Genomic DNA, 16,382 nt, shown 5'->3' on the forward strand with positions numbered 1-16,382 from the left:
GTCGCATCGACGTCCTACACGCCATGCTCCGCAACGGCGCCTTCTACGACCCACCCACCCCCGCCGCCGCTTGACGGCAGAGATAGGGACACCCCCCGGCGGGTCAGCTCTCCCGGTGGACGAGCGTGTTGCTGGCCTGGGCGCGTGGCCGCAGGATGATGCGGTCGAGGTTGACGTGTGCCGGCCGGGTGAGGGCGAAGGCGATGACGTCGGCGACGTCGTCGGCCACGAGTGGTTCGGCGACGCCTTCGTAAACCTTGGCCGCGGCGTCGGGATCGCCGTGCATGCGGTTGAGGGAGAACTCCTCGGTCCGGACCATTCCCGGAGCCACCTCGAGCACGCGGACCGGCTCGCCGACGAGTTCGAGGCGCAAGGTGTCCCGGATCATCCGTTCGGCATGCTTCGCCGCGGTGTAGCCGGCGCCGCCCGGGTACGTGCCATGTGCAGCCGTGGAGGTCACGACGAGCACGTCTCCGCCGCCGTCCGCGCGCAGGTGCGGCAGCAGCGACTGGGTGAGCCGCAGCGTGGCGACCACGTTGATCTCGTACATGCGGCGCCACTCCTCGGCGTCGCCCTCGGCGACGGAATCGGTGCCGATCGCGCCGCCGGCGTTGTTGACCAGCGACCGCAGCGGCCCGGTGGCCGCGGCGTGCTCGGCCAGGCGGGTGACGTCGGCGGGGTCGGTCAGGTCCGCCGCAAAGGTCGCGCACCCGGTCTCCTCGGCGAGGGCGTCCAGCCGGTCCGCGCGCCGTGCGGTGGCGAGGACGTCCCAGCCCTCACGGCGCAGACGGCGCACGGTGGCGGCTCCGATCCCGCTCGAGGCTCCGGTGACCAGGGCGCGGGGCGTGGTTTCGCTCGTCTCGGTCATGCCCCGATCATGCCTGCTCGCCGCCCGTGGGTGCTCGCTCACCGGACGGGTCTGCTCGCTCACCGGATGTGACACCGCACCCGCACACCGTGACACCATCACGGGTATGAGGGTGGGATTTCTCGGCGCAGGCAACATGGCGGGCGCGATCGTGCGCGGGGCGGTCGTCGGCGGCGCGGTCGCCGCCGACGACCTCGCCGTAACCTCGGCTCACGGCTCGGCCCGTGCGCTGTCCGAGGAGACCGGGGTCACGGCACTCGCGGACAATGCCGAGCTGGTTCGCTGGGTCGGGCCGGGCGGTGCCGTCGTGGTGGCGGTCAAGCCGTACCTGTTCGCCGAGGTGCTCGAGCCGTTGCGGGCCGAGCTGGCCGGTGCGGGCAGCCTCGTGGTCTCACTGGCGGCCGGCCTGACCCTGGAGCGCCTGGAGTCGATGCTGTCGGACGGGCAGGCCGTGATCCGTGTGATGCCGAATGTCAACGCCATGGTCGGAGCCGGCATGGCAGGGATATGCGGCAACGACGCCGTCAGGCAGGATCAGCTCGACGCCGTGGTCGCCCTCTTCAAGTCGGTCGGTGCAGCGACGGTGCTCCCTGAGCGGTTGTTCCCGGCCTACGCCGCGATCGCCGGCTCGGCACCGGCGTGGACCGCGGCCTACGTCGAGGCACTCGCGCGCGCGGCGGTAAAGAACGGCATGCCCAAGCAGCAGGCCGTGACGATCGCCGCGCAGATGATGCTCGGGACCGCGCGCACGTTGCTGGAGCGCGAACTCTCGCCGGCGGACCTGATGGACGTGGTCTCCTCCCCCGGCGGCACGACCATTGCCGGGACGGTCGCGTTGGAGGACGCCGGCTTCTCGGCCGCGGCTGCTCGTGCGGTCCAGGCGGCGGTGGACCGGGACCGCGAACTCGCCTGACCACGGCGCTGACCAGCAGGGTCACCCACCGCGGATCACACGTTTCACTCTGGCCACACAAGTGTTCACCTTCAACACCTTCCTGGTGTCCCTGCGCATTGCTACGGTGGGCGCCATGCCTCACCGCCGGCTGCTGGGTACCGCTGTGGCCGCCGCGGCCGCCTTCGGCCTTCTCGCCGTGGCGTCGCCCGCGGCGGTGGCGTCGTCGTCCCAGCCGGAGGACCGGGAACCGCTGCGTGTCGCGAGCTACAACGTCTCGCTGAACCGGGCGGACGAGGGGCAGTTGATCTCCGACCTGGAGCGTGGCGACGACCAGGCCGCCGCCATCGCGCAGGTGCTCCAGACCGTGCGCCCCGATGTCGTCCTGCTCAACGAGTTCGACTACGACGCCGACGGCGAGGCGTTGGACCTGTTCCGGTCCGACTACCTCGAGGAGGGGCAGCACGGCGAGGACCCGATCGAGTACGAGTACGCCTACACCGCCCCGGTGAACACCGGCGTGGACTCCGGTTTCGACCTCGACAACGACGGCAGGACCGGCACACCCGACGACGCCCTCGGTTTCGGCGAGTTCCCGGGCCAGTACGGGATGGTCCTGCTCTCGCGCTACCCGATCGAGACCGATGACGTCCGCACGTTCCAGGACTTCCGCTGGCAGGACATGCCGGGCGCGCTGCTGCCGGGCGACCCCGGCACGGACGCCACGGGCGACTGGTACTCCGACGAGGAGCTCGCGACGCTGCCGCTGTCGAGCAAGTCGCACTGGGACGTGCCGGTCCGCGTGGGTCGTACGACGGTGCACGTGCTCGCTGCCCACCCGACACCGCCGACGTTCGACGGGCCGGAGGACCGCAACGGTCGCCGCAACCACGACGAGATCCGTTTCTGGGCGGATTACGTCGCCTCCCCGGCCCGTAGCTCGTACATCTACGACGACGACGGCGTCTCCGGCGGTCTGCAACCGGGAAGCCGGTTCGTCGTCGTCGGGGACTACAACGCCGACCCGCACGACGGTGACTCCGTGGACGGGGCCATCAGGCAACTGCTGGACAGCCCGCGGATCAACGACCCGGAACCGACGTCGGACGGCGCGGTCGAGGCGTCGGAGCTCCAGGGCGGCGCGAACATCTACCACGAGGGCGATCCCGCGCTGGACACCGCGGACTTCGACGACTCTGCCCCCGGAAACCTGCGCTCGGACTACGCGCTGCCATCGAAGAACCTGCCGGTGAGCCACTCGGGCGTGTATTGGCCGGCGGCCAACGAGCCGGGCTCCGAACTGACCGGGGTCGCGCCGTTCCCGACCTCGGATCACCGGCCGGTATGGGTCGATCTCCTGGTACCCGGGCTGCGCTGACCCCGGGACGGCCAGGGCCACCCGGGTCCGCTGAGCGTCCGCCTGCACGCTGACCGCCCGGACCGCAGCCGGCCGCCCGGTTCGCTAGGCTGGTACCTGGCCCCGGACGTCCACCGGTGTGCAGGCCCCGACCTGGACCTGCCGGCTACGGCTGCAGCGCAGTGACTGCGGCGACATCTCCCCCATCTCGTCCGGAGTGCGCCCGTGCCTGCCCGTTCTGCTCGCCCTGCTCGTCCTGCTCGTCCTGTCAGATTACTGTCCGCCCTGTCTGCGCTGCTCCTGTTGGCGGCGTGCGGCGAGGCCGGTTACGACGGTCCCGGCGCCTCCGGTACCGAGGAGGCCGGCGGCGCCGAGGAGAGCACCGGCGCGGCCGACCCGGAGTCCGGGGAGCGGACGGTGAGCTCGTGCGGCGTCGAGACCACGCTCGAACGGCCGCCGGAGCGGATCGTGACCATCAAGTCCTCGGCCACCGAGATGGTCCTCGCGCTCGGGGCCGGCGATCGCCTCGTGGGCACCGCGTTCTCCGACGGCCCGATCCCCGATCACCTCGCGGACGGGATCGGCGACATTCCGGTGCTGGCCGAGCAGAACCCCTCGTCCGAGGCGGTGCTCGAGCTCGAGCCCGATCTGGTCTACGCCGGATGGGAGTCCAACCTCAGTGCGGACGGTGCCGGCGAACGCCAGATGTATGAGGACCTCGGCATCGCGACGTACGTCTCCCCCGCCGCGTGCCTCGAGCCGGAGTACCAACCCGACCGGCTCACCTTCGACCTGGTCTTCGACGAGATCACCGAGATGGGGGACATCCTCGGCGGCGACGCCACTGCTGCGGCCGAGGAGCTCGTGGCCCAGCAGCGCGACCAGCTCGAACACATCGAACCCGCCCGCGAGGGCCTCAGCGCCCTGTGGTACTCCTCGGGTGCGGACGTGCCGTACGTGGGCGCCGGAATCGGCGCCCCGCAGATGATCATGGACGCCGTCGGCCTGGAGAACGTCGCCGGTGACGTCGAGGAGACCTGGACCTCGATGGGGTGGGAGGCGATCGCCGCGGCCGACCCGGACGTGATCGTGCTCGTGGACTCGGCGTGGAACACGGCCGAGCAGAAGATGGAGCGGCTGGCGGCCAACCCGGTGACTCGGACCCTCACGGCCGTGCAGGAAGAGCGTTACGTCGTCGTGCCGTTCCCGGCCACCGAGGCGGGCGTGCGCAACGTGCCCGCCGCGGCCGAGCTCGCCGAACAGGTCGCCGATCTGGAGGTGGCGTCCTGACCCGCACCCGGCTCCCGGACCGCGCGCGCCGCCGCGCAGGCACGCCCCTGCCCGCGGGCGGGGCGGATCCGGCGCCCGGCACGCAGCGCCGCGTCGCCCTGGGCGCGACGACGGCTGGGCTGGCGGCGCTCCTCGTCCTCACCGCCGGGTGGGCGCTCACCCTTGGGCAGGCCGACATCGGCGTCAGTGACGTGTGGGCCTCAGGCTGGCATCACGTGTGTTCGACCGTCTCCGGCGGCTGCTCGGCGAACCCCCTGGGTCGCATCGACGATGCAATCATCTGGAGCGGGCGGGCACCCCGCGTCCTTGCGGCCGCTGCCGTCGGCGCCGGCCTGGCCCTGTGCGGCGCGGTCATGCAGGCGCTGACCCGCAACCCTCTCGCCGACCCCTATCTGCTGGGTGTCTCTTCGGGAGCCTCGGTCGGCGCCGTCGCCGTGCTCGTCCTCGGCCTCGGCACGGCGCTGCCGGTCGCGGCGTTCCTCGGGGGACTCGGGGCACTGGTATTGACGCTGGCACTGGCGACCGGCCGTAGCGGCAGCCTGAGTCCGGTCCGGACGGTGCTGGCCGGCGTCGCCGTCGCTCAGGGAGCCTCCGCCGTCGTCAGCTTTGTGCTGTTCTGGTCCTCCACGGGGGACAACTACCGGGAGATCCTCACCTGGCTCATGGGATCCTTCGGCGGTTCGACGTGGACCGAGGCGTTCGTCGCCCTGGGCGCCAGTGCGGTGGTCGGCGCCGGATTGCTGGCCAGTGCCCGCACGCTCGACGCGTTCACCTTCGGGGACGTCTCGGCCGCATCGCTCGGGGTGTCCGTGACACGGGCACGGTGGCTGCTGCTCGCCGCCGCCGCCCTGCTCACCGGCCTGCTGGTGTCGGTCTCGGGGGCGATCGGCTTCGTCGGGCTGGTGATCCCGCACGCCGTGCGGCTGGTGGTGGGTGAGCGCCATTTCCGTTTGCTGCCGGTCGCGGCGCTCGCGGGCGCGACGTTCATGCTGCTGGCGGACACCGGCGCCCGGAGCCTGTTCGAACCGCGAGAGCTGCCGGTAGGGATCGTGACGGCGGCCGTGGGTGCGCCCGTGTTCGCGGTGTTGCTACGAAGGAGGGCATCGGCATGACCGAGACGGAGATCGACAGCCCTGCACTGGCGCCGCTGGCCGGAGAGCCGGAGGGCGGCGCCCGTGGACGGCCGACTGCTGCGGGACTGACGATCACGGGGATGTCGGTCGAGCTGGACGGCGCCGTCATCCTCGACGGGGTCGACGCCGAGGTGCCGCCCGGCGCGGTGACGGCGCTGGTGGGCCCGAACGGCTCCGGCAAATCGACCCTGCTACGCGCGCTCGTCGGGGCTCTGCCAGCCGGTGGCTCGGTGTGGCTCGGCGGCGAGGACCTTCGGCGGATGCCGCGGCGGAGCCGGGCGCGCCGCCTCGCGCTGGTGGAGCAGGACGCCGGCGGTGAGGTCTCCCGGAGTGTCCTGGACGTGGTGCTGCTGGGCCGGACACCGCACCGGCCCCGATGGGGCGCGGACTCAGCCTCGGACCTGGCGGTGGCGCAAGCCGCGCTCGCGCGTGCCGGGGCCACGGAGCTCAGCGGACGGGACTTCGCGACGCTGTCCGGAGGCGAGCGGCAACGCGTCCACCTCTCCCGCGCGCTGGCGCAGCAGCCAGAGGTCCTCATGCTCGACGAGCCGACGAACCACCTCGACGTCGCCGCTCAGTTGGACGTTCTCGGGCTCACCCGGGACCTGCGCGGCGACGGTGTCACGGTGCTCGCCGCCCTGCACGATCTCAACCATGCGATGCGCTACGCGGACCACGTGGTGGTGCTGGCCGACGGTCGTGCCGTGGCAGCCGGCCCACCGGCCGAGGTGCTGACCGGGGAACTGGTCAGTGAGGTCTACCGAGTTCGTGCGTCCCGGGTCTCGGCGGGCGGACGGGACCTGCTGGTGATGGACCCGGCGTGACTGACGGTGCCGTGGGTGGGGCCGACACCGGTGCCGCGCAGCCGGACAACCGGCGGCCCGCTCACACCTCGCTGACGCCCCGCCGGAACATGTCCTCCTCCGGGGGGCGCACCAAGGAGGCGGCGCCGTCGCCGTCGTCGGTGGTGACGGCCCGGGACATCCCCCGCACGACGGCGACCGGCCGACCGGACAGCTTGCCCTTGACCAGCTCGGCGGCCGCCGCGATCTCGTCCGCGACGCCGATGACGGTCGTCTGCAGCTCATGGCCGTACTGGTCGCGCTGCCCGCGCCGGTCGTCCAGCACCGTGACGCCGGCCGCCCCGATCGCCATGTCCGTCACGCCGCGACGCCAGGGCCGACCCGCGGTGTCGGAGATAATGACGCCGGGACGGACCCCCGTCCGGGCGTGCAGGCCGCGCCGGATGCGCCGTGCTGAGTCGTCGGGATCCTCCGGCAGGAGCAGCACCGTGCCGGTCGGGACGTCCGAGGCGTCCACCCCCGCGGCCGCCATGACCAGGCCGAGACGGTTCTCGACGATCCGCAGCATGCCGCCCTCGGGTTTGGCACGCTCGGCCACCACCCGGACGGTCTCGGCCTCGATCGCGGCCTCCCGCTCGGCCTCGTCGCGACCAGCCACGAGGCGCCCCTCGGCCTTGGAGACGATCTTCGACGAGATCACCACGATGTCGCCCTCCGCGAGACCGCGGCTGCCGTCCGGCCAGGTGGCCCCCTCCAGGACCGGTGTCAGCACTGCCGCGAGGTCGTCGCCCGTGGTGACGACGGGCACGCCCTCCGGCGCGACGGCCGTTACCGCTGCGCCGCCGCTCACCGGCCGAGCTTCGGCAGGACGTCGCGACCGAAGACCTCCGCCCACTCGGTCTGGTTACGGCCGACGTTGTGGAGGTAGATGCGGTCGAAGCCGAGGTCGACGTACCGCTGGATCTCCTTGCGGTGCTCGTCCGGATCCGCGGAGATCACCATCCGGCCCGCGAAGTCCTCCTCGCGGACGAGCTTGGCCATGGCCGCGAAATCGAACGGAGAGCGGATGTCCGCCTTCGGGAACTTCATCCCGCCGTTCGGCCACTGGTCCATGGCGTTCGCCAACGCCTCCTCATCGGTCGGCGCCCAGGACATGTGCAGCTGCAGCACCTTCGGCATGCCCTCCGGGTCCTTGCCCGCCTCGCGCGCGCCGTCGGCAAACTTCTCGAACAGGCCCGAGATCTTCTCCAGTGGCGCGCCGACGGTGATGAGACCGTCGGCGTGCTTGCCGGCCCGGCGCGCCGTGACCGGTCCTCCGGTGGCCACCATGATGGGCGGGGCCTCGTCCGGCATGGTCCACAGCCGGGTGGACTCGAGCTTGTAGAACTGCCCGGAGTGCTTGGTGTCCTTGCCGGCCAGCGAGTTGCTGAACAGCTTGCGGATGATCTCGATGGCCTCGAACATCCGGTTGATCCGCTCCGGCGCCTCGGGCCAGTAACCCGCGATGATGTGCTCGTTCAGCGCCTCGCCGGAGCCCAACCCCAGCCAGTGCCGACCCGGATACATCGCAGCGAGGGTCGCCGAGGCCTGCGCCACCATCGCGGGATGCCACCGGAACGTGGGCGCGGTGACGCCCGGTCCGATATCGCCGGTGGTGCGTTCGCCGAGGGCGGTCAGGACGTTCCACACGAACGCCGCCTGTCCCTGCGTGGGCGTCCACGGTTGGAAGTGGTCCGCCGCCATGACGCCGGAGAATCCGTGCTGCTCGGCCTGGGCCGAGTAGTCGACGACCTCGGTGGGATGGAACTGCTCGAGTGCGGCCGCGTAACCGATCGTCAGGCTCATGTCGCCATCCTTGCAGGCCCGCACCCCGTGCGGACATCGGCGTTCACTCTCAGCGTCACCGACCAGGCGTCAGCCACTGGCGGCGGCACCTCACTGCGCGTACGCGGGCGGCTCGTCCTCCCCGGACTCCTCCGCGGCCTCGGCGTCGGCCTTGGTCGGGTGAACCGCCCCGTCCGCGTGGTGCGCTGGGCCGTAGACGGTGTACAGCACCAGCGGCGAGTTGCCGACGTTGATGAAGTTGTGCCGCGCGCCGGCCGGGACGGCCACGATGTCGCCCGGCGCGACGAACTGCTCCTCCCCGTCGATCACGGCTTTGCCCGAGCCGGAGACGAAGCTGAGGATCTGGTCGTTGTCCGGGTGGGTCTCCTCACCGATGTCGTCGTCCGGCTCGATAGTCATGACGACGACCTGGCTGTGCTCCCCGGTCCAGAGCACACGGCGGTAGTCGGTCGAGGCCTTGGCGTCATCGGGCGACCAGTGGTGCATGAGAGTGCTCCTCGGCGTCGTGGTGGGCGTGATGGTCCAACCTTCTCGCAGGTCAGCGCGCGCCGCACCCGCGGGCAGTCACGGCCGCCGCTCTGCGAGGTAGCGGTGGACCAGCCGCCGGGCGACGGCGGCACTGTCCACCAGCGGATGGAAGGCGAACGCCTGCCACGCGGTCTGGGCGTCGGCGGTGCGCGCCGCCTCGATGACCAGTCGTTCGCTCGCCTTGACCGCCTGGACGCGCGCCAGCATGGCGGGGGTGAGCGGGCGCCGCGGCGTCAGGGGGTGGATACCCCGGCCGTCGGCGAGCACCGGCACTTCGACGACGGCGTCGGGCGGCAGACCGTCCACCAACGGCCGCCCGTCGGACCCATGGTTGGCGACGTCGAGGATCATCCGGTGCTCCTCACCCCCGAGCAGCGCCGCCATGAGGTCGACGGCGACCTCGTGGTACCCGCCACCCAGGTCCTCCTCGGCGCGCTCCCCGGCCCGGGCGGACTCGCGTTCGGTGGCCATGTAGGTCGCCTCACGCTCGGCGAGCGCCTCGCGCCACAGCTCCAGAACGCGTCCGGGCTCGGCCGCCGCCCGCGCGTAGAAACCGCCCTGCTGGGCCTGCAGGTACTCCCCTCGCGTCTGCTCGCTCGCGGCGAGCGCGGCCAGGGCCTCGCGCGTGAAGTCGTAGTAGTACACGTACTCGTTCGGCAGTGCCCCGAGCGTGCGCACCCAGTCGGTGCCCATGAGCCGGGCCTCCTCGAGGCCGGCGAGGGTGGAGTCGTCGGCGAGCAGATCCGGCAACAGGTCCTCGCCGCCGCTGCGCAGCCCCTGCAGCCACCCGAGGTGATTGAGCCCCGCGTAATCGACCTCGACCTCGCCGGCGTCGAAGGCCCGGGCATCGCGGCCCACCACCCGCAACGCGCGCCGCACCAATGAAATCGGGGTGTCGCAGATCCCCACCACGCGGTCGCCCAGCCGGGCCTGCATCGCCTCGGTGACGATCGAGGCCGGGTTGGTGAAGCTGATCGTCCAGGCCGACGGCGCGAGCTGCGAGATGCGGTCGGCGATCCGGTCCACCACCGGGACCGTCCGCAGCGCATAGGCCAGCCCTCCCGGGCCGACGGTCTCCTGGCCGAGCACCCCTTCGGCCAGGGCCACCCGCTCGTCGCGGGTCCGCCCCGCCGTGCCGCCGACCCGGATCGCGGAGAAGATCACGTCAGCACCGGCGACGGCGTCGTCCAGGTCGGCCGTGGCTCGCACCGCGGGACCGTCGACGCGGTCGCTGCCCAGACGGGAGAGCACCGTGGCCATGACATCGAGTCGTGCCGGGTCGTCGTCGTGGAGCACGACTTCTGTCACCGGCACACGGTCCCGTGCATCGAGGACTGCCTGGTGGACGAGCGGGACGCGGAAGCCGCCCCCGCCGAGGATGGTGAGCCGCACGTTATCCACTGTCCTCACGCTAGCGCCGGATGGCAGGATCGGGTCACGATGACTGACGCCCCCGCCGCACGGGAGCCCGCCGCACCGGCCCCGGACATGACCGCCCGGGCACGTCTCGACCTTCTCGTCACGGGCCCCGTCTTCTTCGACCTGGTCTTCACCGGACTGCCGCACGGCCCGGTGCCCGGGACGGAGATCTGGGCCGGCGGGATGGGCGCCGCACCGGGCGGTATCGCCAACCTCGCGGTCGGGGCCGCCCGTCTGGGTCTGGACACCGGTCTCGCGGCCGCGTTCGGTGACGACGCCTACGCCGACTGGCTCTGGACGGTCCTCGGCCGGCAGGAGGGCGTGGACCTGTCCGCCTCGCGGCGCTACCGGCACTGGCACACCTCGGTCACCGTCTCGTTGGCGCTCGACGACGACCGGGCGATGGTCAGTCACGGCCACGACGCCCCGGAGCCGGTCGGCACTCTTGTGGGCGACGCCCCGCCCGCCCGGGCCGCCGTCGCCGAACTCGGCGAGCCGGGCTCCGACCCGTGGTGGCAGCAGCTCGCCTCGTCCGGGACCCTGGTCTTTGCCGACGCCGGCTGGGACCCGCACGAGGCGTGGGACCGCGCCCGGCTCGACCTCCTGGCCGGCTGCCACGCGTTCACGCCGAACGCCGCCGAGGCGATGGCCTACACCCGCACCGAAACCCCGGGCGCCGCAGCCCGCGCGCTGGCGGCCCACGTGCCGCTCGCCGTCGTCACCATGGGCGCGGACGGCGCTCTCGCGGTCGACGCCGCGACGGGCGAGGAGGTACAGACCGAGCCGTTGCGCGTGCAGGCGCTCGACGCCACCGGGGCGGGTGACGTCTTCGCGGCGGCTCTGGTCACGGGCACGTTGCAGGACTGGAGCCTGGAGCGGCGGCTCCGCTTCGCCGTGCTCTGCTCGGCCCTGGCGGTGCGCCACTTCGGCGGTTCCCTCGCCGCCCCGGGCTGGGGCGACATCGCCGACTGGTGGGAGGAGACCGTCGCGGCGGCCAGGACCGGGGACCGGGCGGCCCGGGACACCGCCGCCCGGTACGAGTTCCTGGACGACGCCATCCCCGGTCATCCGCTCGCCCGGGTACGGCGGGCCGACGCCACCATCGCGCGCTTCTCCGACGCCGGGCCGGGCGGCACCGGGCCGGCACCGACGGTCCGAACCTGAGCTTCGACTCAGGACCGGGACTCAGGACCCGGGACTCAGGACTCGGGCTCGACCGTCCGGTACTGCTGCTCCCCGTCCCGGTCCCGGACGACGACGCCGTGCCGGAGCAACTCGTCGCGGACCTCTTCCGCGGCGCCGGTGCGTCCGTCCGCGAGCGCACGACTGCGGCTGCGGAGCAGGTCGTGTACGTGCGGCTGGAGGTCCCGGCTGCGGTCGACCCACCTGGTGAACAGTTCCTCGCGGGGATCGGCGGTGCCCGCCCACGGATAGTCGAAGCGACCGAACGCCTCCGACAACTTGGCCGCCAATCCGCTGTCCGACGTGGTCCGCGACAGCTCCCGGGAGCGTGGATCGAGCAGCACCAGCTCGTCCTTGTCCAGGAAGATCTCGGCGATCTCCTCGCGGCGGTAGCTCGACCGCCGCTTGCCGCTGCGGAGCACGAGCTCGTCGGGATCGACCCGGATCTCGCCGACCTCCTCGCCCCAGATCCCGAAGACGATCCAGCCCGCGATCAGGCCCGCGACGGTCAGTCCGGGCAGCAGGACGACGAACGGGAGCTGGTCGAGCAGCCGCAGCGGTGCCGGCGCGCCGTCGACCGTCTCCAGCATCCAGCCGACCACGGGGCCGACGGCGAACGACAGGGCGAACCCCAGCACGGCCCCGACGGCGGCGAACACCGGCGCGAGCCGCTTGTCCAGCGTCACGGTGATGCTGTTCTCCGACACCCGCCCCCGACCTCCTGACCGAACCTGTCTCCTGGCGCGCAACGCCGGCTCGACGTGTGCCTGAGCAGCGTACGCTAAGACCGAGCGCTCGATCTATTAATAACGCCTTTGGCACCGAGGAAGTCATGGCACGCACCGTCGATCCGGCCCGACATGCCGCACGCCGCCGACACATCCAGGACTGCGCGGCAGCCCTCTTCGCGACCCACGGCTACGAGCGCACCACGACGGCGCAGATCTGCCGCGCCGCCGGGATCAGCCCCGGGAACCTGTACCACTACTTCGCCAGCAAGAAGGCGATCTTCCTGGCCGTCCTGACCGGCGACGAGGACGACACCTCAGCCATGCTCGAGCAGCAGCTCGCCGCCGACGCACCTGTCGAAGCGGTGCTCGAGTTCGTCACTCATCTCGCCGCGCCCGCGGCGGCCCATCCCGCGGTGCCCCAGCTCGTCCTCGAGGCCATGTTGCAGGCACATCGCGATCCCGAGATCGCCGATGTCCTCGGCCAGGCCGACACCGCCGAGCGTGCGGGCCTGACCGCTCTGCTGCAGCGGGCCCTCGACGCCGGCGCGATCGACACCGAGCTCGACCCGGCCGAGACCGCCGCGTGGCTGTCGACACTCGTCGGGGCGGTCTTCCTCGATCTCGCGCTCCAACCTGGCAGCGATCCCGCGCTGCGGCTGAGCCAGCTCCGCCGGACCGTGCGCGCCTACCTCGGCGGCGGACCACGACGCCGTCCGCGGCCCGGATCGCGGGCGCGCCCAGCCGCGGCGCCATGGAACAATCGAGGATCATGAGCGAGACACAGCTGACCCAGGACCGGAGAACGATGAGCGCCGAGACCCTTCCGTCGCCGTCGGTACCGGACAAGGTCAGCACGGACGGTCTCGAGGAGCGCTGGAACGAGCGCTGGACGCAGGACGGGACCTACGCCTTCGACCGCTCCGCCCCGCGCGAGCAGGTCTACTCCATCGATACCCCGCCGCCGACGGTCTCCGGCTCGCTGCACGTGGGGCACGTGTTCTCCTACACCCACACCGACGTCGTCGCGCGGTTCCAGCGGATGCGCGGCAAGGCGGTCTTCTACCCCATGGGCTGGGACGACAACGGCCTGCCCACCGAACGCCGGGTGCAGAACTACTTCGGGGTTCGCTGCGACCCCTCCCTGCCCTACGACCCGGACTTCACCCCGCCGCACACCGGCGGCGAGGGTAAGTCCGCGAAGGCCAAGGACCAGGTCCCGGTCTCCCGTCGCAACTTCATCGAGCTGTGCCAGCGACTCACCGCCGAGGACGAGCAGCAGTTCGAGGCGCTGTGGCGCCACCTGGGCCTGTCGGTCGACTGGGAGCACCACTACCAGACGATCGGGCCGGCCGCGCAGCAGGTGGCCCAGGCGGCGTTCCTGCGCAACCTCGCCCGGGGTGAGGCCTACCAGGCCGCAGCCCCCGGCCTGTGGGACGTCACGTTCCAGACGGCGGTCGCACAGGCCGAGCTGGAGGCGCGCGACTACCCCGGCCACTTTCACGAGATCACCTTCCACAAGCCCGAGGGCGGCACGGTCACCATCGAGACCACGCGGCCAGAGCTGCTGCCCGCCTGCGTCGCGTTGATCGCCCACCCCGACGACGAGCGGTACCAACCGCTGTTCGGCACCACCGTGACGTCCCCGCTCTTCGGCGTCGAGCTGCCGGTGCTGGCCCACCCCGGTGCGGAGATGGACAAGGGCGCCGGCATCGCGATGTGCTGCACGTTCGGTGACCTCACCGACGTGCAGTGGTGGCGCGAGCTGAACCTGCCGACCCGGCCCGTCGTCGGTAAGGACGGCCGGCTGCAGCGCGAGACACCCGAGTGGATCACCTCCGCGCAGGGCCGCGCCGTCTACGCCGAGATGGCGGGCAAGACCACGTTCTCCGCGCGCGCCGCCGTCGTCGAGGCCCTGCAGACCTCCGGAGACCTGGTCGGCGAGCCCAAGCCGACCCAGCGCAAGGCGAACTTCTACGAGAAGGGCGACAAGCCCCTCGAGATCGTCACCTCCCGGCAGTGGTACATCCGCAACGGCGGTCGCCCGCACGTCGAGGCGAACGGCAAGCAGCTGCGCGAGAATCTCATCGAGCGCGGGCAAGAACTGGATTTCCACCCCGAGTTCATGCGGGTGCGCTACGAGAACTGGGTGAACGGTCTCAACACGGACTGGCTGATCTCCCGGCAACGCTTCTTCGGGGTCCCCATCCCGGTGTGGTACCGGGTCGACGACGCCGGAGAACCCGACTACGACGCCGTGCTCGTCCCGGACGAGGCCTCCCTGCCGATCGACCCGAGCACCGACGTCCCGGACGGCTACACTGAGGACCAGCGCGGGAAGCCGGGCGGCTTCGTCGGTGAGGTCGACATCATGGACACCTGGGCGACGTCCTCGCTCTCGCCGCAGATCGCCGCCGGCTGGCTGCGCGACCAGGATCTCTTCGAGCGCGTCTACCCGATGGACCTGCGCCCGCAGGGCCAGGACATCATCCGCACCTGGCTGTTCTCCACCGTGGTCCGCGCCCACCTGGAGTTCGGCGACCTGCCGTGGCGGCACGCGGGGATCTCGGGATGGATCCTCGACCCGGACCGGAAGAAGATGTCGAAGTCCAAGGGCAACGTCGTCACGCCCATGGACCTGCTGACCCAACACGGCTCGGACGCCGTCCGGTACTGGGCGGCCTCGGCCCGGCTCGGCACCGACGCAGCGTTCGAGGTCGGGCAGATGAAGATCGGCCGGCGCCTGGCGATCAAGATCCTCAACGCCTCGAAGTTCTCGCTGACCATGGGCGGCGACGCCGACCTCGTCCTCGACCCCGAGCTGGTCACCGTGCCGATCGACCGCGCGATGCTCGCCGGCCTGGCCGACGTCGTCGAGACCGCCACCGCCGCGCTCGAGGCCTACGACCACACCCGGGCGCTGGAGACCACCGAGACCTACTTCTGGACGTTCTGCGACGACTACCTCGAGCTCGTCAAGGACCGCGCCTACAACCGCGACGGCGCCGTCCCGGAGTCCGAGGCCGCCTCGGCGCGGACCGCTCTGGCGATCGCCGTCGACACGTTCCTGCGCCTGTTCGCCCCCGTGCTGCCGTTCGCCACCGAAGAGGTGTGGAGCTGGTACCGCACCGGCTCGGTCCACCAGGCGCCCTGGCCCCAGGCCGAGCCGCTGCGGGCCGCGGCCGGCGTGGGCACAGCCGCGGAGGCCATCGGCGAGGCGGGCGACGTCGCGCTGGTCCATGCCACCGGCGCCGCGCTCGCCGCGCTGCGGAAGGTCAAGTCCGAGGCCAAGGTCTCCCAGCGGACCACCTTCGCGCGCGTGCGCCTGCAACTACCGGCGGAGTCCGTCGCCGCGGTGCAGCAGGCGCTCGGCGATCTGCGCTCGGCCGGTCGGGTCCGCGGGGATCTCGAGATCGTCGGCGCGCCGTCGGGCGGTGCTGCCGAGGTTGTCGACAGCGAGCTGGACGAGGCACCACCGCGCCGCTGAGTCGGGTCGTGGTGCCGGGTGTATCAGCGCCCGGTCGAGTTGCTCCTCTCCGGTGAGGCCGTCCGCCCGGGACGGCCACGACCGGGAGGCGCACCGTGAACCGAAGCAGATCGATCGGCGCACTCGTCGCTGCGCCCGTGGCGTTGCTGGCGCTGGCGGCGCCGGCCGGGGCCGCGACCGAGGACCCGACCGACGACGGCGTCTACACGCCGTATCCGCCCGTCGAGCAGGACGAGCCCTCGCTGAACGCCACGGCGGTCGCGGAGTGCCTCGCCGACGCTGCGTGGATCAGTTACGACGTCGCGATGGCCGGTCCCGAGTCGGCAGAGCCCTCGAGCGCGGTGACCCTGGTCTTCACCCAGGGCGGGCAGCGCCTCGAGGTCCCGCTCGGCGACCTCGGAGCCGACGGCACCCTGTCCGGCAGCGTGCTGTGGCCGGGCACGGAGGTCGACGATTCCGGCACCGGTGTCGACTGGCCCGGCTGGGAGCAGGTCGACGGCGAGTGGACCGACGTCGGCGACGCCGACCTCGGCTGGACCCGGACCGCCGACGTCAGCATCGAGGTCAACCCCGCCTCCCCCGTCGCCGTGACCTATCCTCCGGCCACGCCGACCTGCAACGCCGGTCCGCCGGCCGGGCCGGGTCAGACCCCGGCCCCGACCTCGAACGGGGACGGCGACGAGGCCGATGATGCGATGCTCACCCTCCCCGAGACCGGAGCCGGCATTCCCACGGCACCCGCTGCCGCGACCGCGGCGTTCCTCGCGGCACTCGGCGGCGGTCTGCTGCTGGCCCGCCGCCGGCGCTCCTGACGCCACCTGCCGTGGCCGCCCCCGCAGCTGCCCGCCCG

The 16,382-nt window shown here is 72.0% G+C and carries 15 protein-coding genes; 9 read left to right on the forward strand and 6 right to left on the reverse strand.

All coding sequences use genetic code 11. The annotated features are described in order from the left end of the window. Positions 1 to 103: 103 nt before the first annotated feature. Complete coding sequence (locus ACFSE6_RS18000) at positions 104 to 868, reverse strand: SDR family oxidoreductase (RefSeq protein ID WP_388010645.1); 765 nt, start codon at positions 866 to 868, stop codon at positions 104 to 106. 106 nt (positions 869 to 974) lie between these two features. Here ACFSE6_RS18000 and proC point away from each other — a divergent pair, with 106 nt between their 5' ends. From proC to ACFSE6_RS18025, 5 genes are all read left to right on the forward strand, one after another. After that, a complete protein-coding gene (gene proC / locus ACFSE6_RS18005) occupies positions 975 to 1,781 on the forward strand; it encodes a pyrroline-5-carboxylate reductase (protein ID WP_388010648.1) in 807 nt (268 codons plus the stop codon). 115 nt (positions 1,782 to 1,896) lie between these two features. Next, positions 1,897 to 3,138: an endonuclease/exonuclease/phosphatase family protein gene (locus ACFSE6_RS18010; protein WP_388010651.1), complete on the forward strand. Its 1,242-nt coding sequence runs from the start codon at positions 1,897 to 1,899 to the stop codon at positions 3,136 to 3,138. Positions 3,139 to 3,420: 282 nt separating this feature from the next. After that, complete coding sequence (locus ACFSE6_RS18015) at positions 3,421 to 4,407, forward strand: putative F420-0 ABC transporter substrate-binding protein (protein ID WP_388010654.1); 987 nt, start codon at positions 3,421 to 3,423, stop codon at positions 4,405 to 4,407. Between the two features lie 98 nt (positions 4,408 to 4,505). Then, complete coding sequence (locus ACFSE6_RS18020; RefSeq protein ID WP_465254185.1) at positions 4,506 to 5,519, forward strand: putative F420-0 ABC transporter permease subunit; 1,014 nt, start codon at positions 4,506 to 4,508, stop codon at positions 5,517 to 5,519. Continuing rightward, on the forward strand, positions 5,516 to 6,364 hold the full coding sequence (locus tag ACFSE6_RS18025; protein WP_388010657.1) for an ABC transporter ATP-binding protein: 849 nt from the start codon (positions 5,516 to 5,518) through the stop codon (positions 6,362 to 6,364). Before ACFSE6_RS18020 ends, ACFSE6_RS18025 begins: the two co-directional genes overlap by 4 nt. A gap of 61 nt (positions 6,365 to 6,425) precedes the next feature. Here ACFSE6_RS18025 and cofE read toward each other — a convergent pair whose 3' ends face one another. The 4 genes from cofE to ACFSE6_RS18045 all read right to left on the reverse strand — a co-directional run bounded on the left by cofE (position 6,426) and on the right by ACFSE6_RS18045 (position 10,108). Continuing rightward, positions 6,426 to 7,193, reverse strand: coding sequence for a coenzyme F420-0:L-glutamate ligase (gene cofE / locus ACFSE6_RS18030; RefSeq protein WP_388010660.1), 768 nt, complete (start codon positions 7,191 to 7,193; stop codon positions 6,426 to 6,428). Then, the gene (locus ACFSE6_RS18035) at positions 7,190 to 8,188 is read right to left on the reverse strand and encodes a TIGR03557 family F420-dependent LLM class oxidoreductase (RefSeq protein WP_388010663.1); all 999 of its coding nucleotides are present in this window, start codon (positions 8,186 to 8,188) and stop codon (positions 7,190 to 7,192) included. The genes cofE and ACFSE6_RS18035 overlap by 4 nt, the downstream gene beginning before the upstream one ends. Before the next feature lie 90 nt (positions 8,189 to 8,278). Then, positions 8,279 to 8,674, reverse strand: a complete 396-nt coding sequence (locus tag ACFSE6_RS18040) for a cupin domain-containing protein (RefSeq protein WP_388010666.1) — start codon at positions 8,672 to 8,674, stop codon at positions 8,279 to 8,281. A 78-nt stretch (positions 8,675 to 8,752) separates the two neighbouring features. Further along, positions 8,753 to 10,108 (reverse strand): family 4 glycosyl hydrolase, encoded by a 1,356-nt coding sequence (locus tag ACFSE6_RS18045; protein WP_465254186.1) that lies wholly within the window; start codon positions 10,106 to 10,108, stop codon positions 8,753 to 8,755. A gap of 48 nt (positions 10,109 to 10,156) precedes the next feature. Between ACFSE6_RS18045 and ACFSE6_RS18050 the strand changes: the two genes are divergently transcribed. Further along, a complete protein-coding gene (locus tag ACFSE6_RS18050; protein ID WP_388010672.1) occupies positions 10,157 to 11,299 on the forward strand; it encodes a PfkB family carbohydrate kinase in 1,143 nt (380 codons plus the stop codon). A 35-nt stretch (positions 11,300 to 11,334) separates the two neighbouring features. Here ACFSE6_RS18050 and ACFSE6_RS18055 read toward each other — a convergent pair whose 3' ends face one another. Then, complete coding sequence (locus ACFSE6_RS18055; RefSeq protein ID WP_388010675.1) at positions 11,335 to 12,024, reverse strand: YqeB family protein; 690 nt, start codon at positions 12,022 to 12,024, stop codon at positions 11,335 to 11,337. Between the two features lie 125 nt (positions 12,025 to 12,149). On the opposite strand from ACFSE6_RS18055, the gene ACFSE6_RS18060 reads away from it, so the two are divergent. The 3 genes from ACFSE6_RS18060 (at position 12,150) to ACFSE6_RS18070 (ending at position 16,344) form a co-directional block, all read left to right on the forward strand. Beyond that, positions 12,150 to 12,821, forward strand: coding sequence for a TetR/AcrR family transcriptional regulator (locus ACFSE6_RS18060; protein ID WP_388010678.1), 672 nt, complete (start codon positions 12,150 to 12,152; stop codon positions 12,819 to 12,821). Between the two features lie 32 nt (positions 12,822 to 12,853). After that, positions 12,854 to 15,532 (forward strand): valine--tRNA ligase, encoded by a 2,679-nt coding sequence (gene valS / locus ACFSE6_RS18065; RefSeq protein ID WP_388010808.1) that lies wholly within the window; start codon positions 12,854 to 12,856, stop codon positions 15,530 to 15,532. Between the two features lie 95 nt (positions 15,533 to 15,627). Further along, complete coding sequence (locus tag ACFSE6_RS18070; protein WP_388010681.1) at positions 15,628 to 16,344, forward strand: LPXTG cell wall anchor domain-containing protein; 717 nt, start codon at positions 15,628 to 15,630, stop codon at positions 16,342 to 16,344. Positions 16,345 to 16,382: the final 38 nt, after the last annotated feature.

The sequence above is a fragment of the Georgenia deserti genome, from assembly GCF_042680605.1.
Taxonomy (GTDB): Bacteria; Actinomycetota; Actinomycetes; order Actinomycetales; family Actinomycetaceae; genus Allobogoriella; species Allobogoriella deserti.

Coding starts and splice junctions, on each gene's coding strand:
- ACFSE6_RS18000 (WP_388010645.1), bottom strand. CDS start 868: ATGACCGAGACGAGCGAAACCACGCCCCGCGCCCTGGTCACCGGAGCC.
- proC (WP_388010648.1), top strand. CDS start 975: ATGAGGGTGGGATTTCTCGGCGCAGGCAACATGGCGGGCGCGATCGTG.
- ACFSE6_RS18010 (WP_388010651.1), top strand. CDS start 1,897: ATGCCTCACCGCCGGCTGCTGGGTACCGCTGTGGCCGCCGCGGCCGCC.
- ACFSE6_RS18025 (WP_388010657.1), top strand. CDS start 5,516: ATGACCGAGACGGAGATCGACAGCCCTGCACTGGCGCCGCTGGCCGGA.
- ACFSE6_RS18035 (WP_388010663.1), bottom strand. CDS start 8,188: ATGAGCCTGACGATCGGTTACGCGGCCGCACTCGAGCAGTTCCATCCC.
- ACFSE6_RS18040 (WP_388010666.1), bottom strand. CDS start 8,674: ATGCACCACTGGTCGCCCGATGACGCCAAGGCCTCGACCGACTACCGC.
- ACFSE6_RS18050 (WP_388010672.1), top strand. CDS start 10,157: ATGACTGACGCCCCCGCCGCACGGGAGCCCGCCGCACCGGCCCCGGAC.
- ACFSE6_RS18060 (WP_388010678.1), top strand. CDS start 12,150: ATGGCACGCACCGTCGATCCGGCCCGACATGCCGCACGCCGCCGACAC.
- valS (WP_388010808.1), top strand. CDS start 12,854: ATGAGCGCCGAGACCCTTCCGTCGCCGTCGGTACCGGACAAGGTCAGC.